A 2,319-nucleotide genomic window follows, 5' to 3' on the forward strand; every position below is an offset into this window, starting at 1 on the left:
CTGACTTTCACGGTAGGCCTTCTCCAACTCCAAAACTGCTGTCATCAATGTTTCTGGGACAAAACGTCCGCCGAATTTTCCGTAAAATCCATCTTTATTTGGTTCTTGATATGCCATTCTTTACCCTCTCTATAAATCTTCTAATCTTTTCATGATCTTTTTGTCCATCTGTCTCCACTCCGCTTGATACATCTACTGCATAGGGAGTAAAGTGTTGAATTGCTTGTGCTACATTGTCTTCATTAAGCCCACCTGCGATGAAAAATGGCTGAGCTAGTCCTATCGTATCCAGTTGGCCCCAGTCAAAGGTCTGACCACTCCCTGCCACAGGGGCATCAAAGAGTAAATAATCTGCCTGAGAATTGGGCACATGACCCTCTCCATCCACCTGCACAGCCTGAATACTGGTACAAGGCAAATTCTCAAATAAATCATCTGCCACCTGACCGTGAACTTGAACCAAGTCCAAGCCAACTTTGTCAATCGCTTCCAGCAGTTGAGCTCGACTCGGTAAAACAAATACACCAACCTTTTTTACGTCTACAGGAATAAACTTTGCCAGCTCAGCAGCCTCTTCCAAAGTCACCTGTCTTTTACTAGGTGCGAAGACAAAACCGATATAGTCGGCTCCTGCTGAAACGGCTGTTTCTACCGCTTCTTTGGTCGATAGTCCACAAATTTTAACCTTTGTCAATCTGCAACTCCTTGATTCTCTGGGCCACATCTTCTGCCTGCATAAGAGCTGTCCCTACTAAAATTCCGTTAAAGTATGGCGCTACTCGTTCCGCATCCTGCCCTGTGAAAATAGCAGATTCAGAAATGTACAAGCAACCATCTTTGAAATGTTTAGCCAAATCTACACTGGTCTGCAAGTCGACCTCAAAGGTGGTTAAATTGCGATTGTTGACCCCGATAATCTCAGCACCAAGTCTGTGGACCACCTCTAGTTCAGCTAGATTGTGGGTTTCCACCAAGACTTCCAGACCAAGTTCCATCGCGTAGTCATAAAGTTCCTTAAGACGTTCTTCGGACAAGGCAGCCACAATGAGCAAGATGACTGTCGCACCTGCATTGCGAGCGCGGATGATTTGCTTTTCATCGATGATAAAGTCCTTGTTAAGCGTCGGAATCTGTACCTGACTGGAAATCTCCCGCAGATAATCCAGGTGCCCTTTAAAGAAAACCTCATCTGTCAAAACCGAAATCATTACTGCGCCATTCGCTTCATAAGTCTGGGCCTGTTGCACAATATCCACATCGAGATTGATATCTCCCAGACTAGGGCTAGCTTTCTTGACCTCAGCGATTACCTGCAAGTGGCCCTGATGATTCTTCAAAAATTCTGCCAAGCGATAGGTCTGGCGCAGGGGCTGGATTTCCTCCAGCTCCATCTGCTCAACCTCACACGCCTTCTGCTCCAAAATTCGTGCTAAAAATTCCTGACTCATTTTTGGTACTCCTGTAACAGTCTGAGTTTTTCAAGAGCCTTGCCACTAGCAATCACTTGACGAGCTAAGGCAACTCCATCCTTGATATTATCTACCTTACCATTAGCATAGAAACCAAGACCAGCATTCAAGACTGTCGTTTCCAAGAATGGACTTGCTTCGTTTTTCAGAACGCTAAGCAAAATTTCTGCATTTTCCTGAGCATTCCCTCCACGAATATCTTCGATAGCGTAGCCTACCATTCCCAAATCCTCTGGAGTAAAGCTTGACAAGGTGATTTCGCCATTTTCAAGAAGAGCAATCTTGGTTGTTCCATTCAAACCAGCTTCATCCAATCCTTCTGGCCCAGCAACCACGATAGCACGTTTACGACCCATATTTTTCAAAACCTGAGCTGTACTTTCTAGCAATTCTGGACGACTAATTCCAAGAAGCTGTGTTTCCAAGGCCATTGGATGAATCAGGGGACCAGTCAAGTTCATGATTGTTGGAATTCCTAGTTCCAAACGAGCTGGCATGATGTATTTCATTGCTGGGTGCATATTTTTAGCGAAGAGAAAGACGATTCCAGTTTTATCAAAGACCTTACCTAGTTCAGCTGGTTTGAGGTCAAGATTGATGCCCAAGGCTTCGAGGACATCTGCAGAACCAGATTTAGAAGAAATCGAGCGATTACCATGTTTTGCCATGTGAACACCGCCACCAGCCAAGACAAAGGCTGCAGTTGTAGAGATGTTAAAGCTGAAAGACTTGTCCCCACCTGTACCACAGTTGTCCATGGCATCATGAATCTCAGTTGGAATATGTTGGGCATGTCCTCTCATGACTTGGGCAATGGCTGTGCGTTCTTCAGGTGTTTCCCCCTTCATCT

3 protein-coding genes and 1 pseudogene are annotated in these 2,319 nt (G+C 45.1%); all 4 read right to left on the reverse strand.

Annotation, left to right across the window (positions count from 1 at the left end; translation table 11 throughout):
• Positions 1-117: pseudogene (locus SMIDD26_RS13720) on the reverse strand (tryptophan synthase); the annotation flags it as partial.
• The gene (locus SMIDD26_RS07895; protein ID WP_061439761.1) at positions 95-694 is read right to left on the reverse strand and encodes a phosphoribosylanthranilate isomerase; all 600 of its coding nucleotides are present in this window, start codon (positions 692-694) and stop codon (positions 95-97) included. The gene SMIDD26_RS07895 and the pseudogene SMIDD26_RS13720, both read right to left, overlap by 23 nt.
• Positions 681-1,448 (reverse strand): indole-3-glycerol phosphate synthase TrpC, encoded by a 768-nt coding sequence (trpC, locus tag SMIDD26_RS07900; protein WP_061439762.1) that lies wholly within the window; start codon positions 1,446-1,448, stop codon positions 681-683. Before trpC ends, SMIDD26_RS07895 begins: the two co-directional genes overlap by 14 nt.
• Positions 1,445-2,319: anthranilate phosphoribosyltransferase (gene trpD / locus SMIDD26_RS07905; protein ID WP_134990239.1), on the reverse strand; the 875-nt coding region annotated here is incomplete at its 5' end. The genes trpC and trpD, both read right to left, overlap by 4 nt.

Origin of the sequence: Streptococcus mitis (assembly GCF_001579035.1) — a bacterium.
Classification (GTDB): domain Bacteria; phylum Bacillota; class Bacilli; order Lactobacillales; family Streptococcaceae; genus Streptococcus; species Streptococcus mitis_J.